Raw genomic sequence first — 1,664 nt, 5'->3', positions numbered from 1 at the left:
GAATATGGTTTAGTGACCTGTGATTTAGCAGGTAATTCATTAGCAATGCAATTAGGTGAAGAGTTTGAGGATCACTTAAAAGCATAATTTTTTACGACTCGATTTTAATTACAGTATTGTCTTTTTTGAAAGATAAGTAATATTGCAGAACTTTAGAATGGTTTAATTAAAATATATTGTTAGATATTAAACAAAAAATCTGTAGCGGGGCTACTCTCCCAAATTGCCCTCAGCTACAGATTTTTTTATAAGATTATTCTGCTTTAGGGTTCTTTAAAGCTTTGTCTAAAAGATCTTTATCTAAAGCCTTATCCCATCTTGCGACAACAATTGTTGCACAAGCATTACCAACTAAGTTGGTTAAGGCACGGCACTCAGACATAAAACGGTCAATACCAAGAATTAATGCCATACCTGCGACAGGAACAGCTGGCACAACCGATAAAGTTGCAGCCAGAGTAATAAAGCCAGCACCAGTCACCCCCGCTGCACCTTTAGAACTTACCATCGCAACAAGAAGCAATGCAATTTGTTCACTAATTGATAAGTCTACGTTACACGCTTGTGCAATAAACAAAGCTGCCATAGTCATATAGATATTTGTACCATCTAAGTTAAATGAATAACCTGTTGGAATTACTAAACCGACTACTGATTTTTCACAACCTGCTTTTTGCATTTTATCCATTAAAGATGGTAAAGCTGCTTCAGAAGAACTTGTCCCTAAAACTAACCAAAGTTCATCTTTGATATAACGAATTAAATGAATAATTGAGAAGCCATTATAACGAGCTACTGCTCCTAAGATCACTATGACAAACAACACCGCTGTAATATAGAACGTCATAATTAATAGTAATAAATTACCAATTGATTCAATTCCATACGCACCGATGGTAAAAGCCATTGCACCAAAAGCACCAATTGGAGCCAACTTCATTAACATACCAACCAGATAGAAAACTGGAGCTGTTAAGTTATTTAAGAAATCGGTAATTGGACGTGCACGGTCACCTAATGCAGCTAAAGAAATACCAAATAACACCGCTACAAATAAAACTTGCAAAATCTCGCCACCTGCCAGAGGACTGACTAGTGTTTGCGGGATAATATTCATGAAGAAGTCAGTAATATTAGTTGCATGCGCTTTTTCAACGTAAGTATTTACTTTATCGTTGACTAAAGTAGCAGGGTCAATATTAAGACCTTTACCTGGTTGGATAATATTGGCCACAATCATACCAACTACAAGAGCCAAGCTTGAGAAGGTCAGAAAATAAAGCATAGCCTTACCAGTTACACGACCCACACGGCTCATGTTTGTCATACTGGCAATGCCTGTCACAACAGTTAAAAAGATGACGGGAGCAATAATCATTTTAACAATCTTGATGAATGCATCACCAAGCGGTTTTAAACTTTCGCCAAGTTCTGGGTAAAAATGACCTATTAAAATGCCCAAAATAATTGCAAAGATGACCTGTACATACAAAATTTGGTGAAACTTCTGTTTTTTCTGTACTGTTTCTTGGTCAAGGGTATTGAAATCCATTATCTAAATACCTTTTCGAAGGGGATAAAAAAAATAAATATAAAGCGTGCACCACAAGCTGCTTTATCAAGGAAAAGCCATTGTAAAGAATAAAAAACGGCCTGTGTTATAA

1 protein-coding gene and 1 pseudogene are annotated in these 1,664 nt (G+C 36.2%); one reads left to right on the top strand and one right to left on the bottom strand.

Annotated elements, in window-relative coordinates:
• Window positions 1–87: pseudogene (locus tag HUN22_RS18285) on the top strand (hypothetical protein); the annotation flags it as partial.
• A gap of 166 nt (window positions 88–253) precedes the next feature.
• On the opposite strand, the gene HUN22_RS16875 reads toward HUN22_RS18285, so the two are convergent.
• A complete protein-coding gene (locus HUN22_RS16875) occupies window positions 254–1,552 on the bottom strand; it encodes a dicarboxylate/amino acid:cation symporter (protein ID WP_002119617.1) in 1,299 nt (432 codons plus the stop codon).
• Window positions 1,553–1,664 lie beyond the last annotated feature (112 nt).

Source organism: Acinetobacter lactucae, assembly GCF_013344765.1.
GTDB lineage: Bacteria > Pseudomonadota > Gammaproteobacteria > Pseudomonadales > Moraxellaceae > Acinetobacter > Acinetobacter lactucae_A.
The sequence above is the reverse complement of the archived record's forward strand: the minus strand, read 5'-3'. Positions and strand labels throughout refer to the sequence as shown.

Bases quoted from the DNA above. Each gene is read 5' to 3' on its own strand.
- HUN22_RS16875 (WP_002119617.1), bottom strand. From the start codon at position 1,552: ATGGATTTCAATACCCTTGACCAAGAAACAGTACAGAAAAAACAGAAG.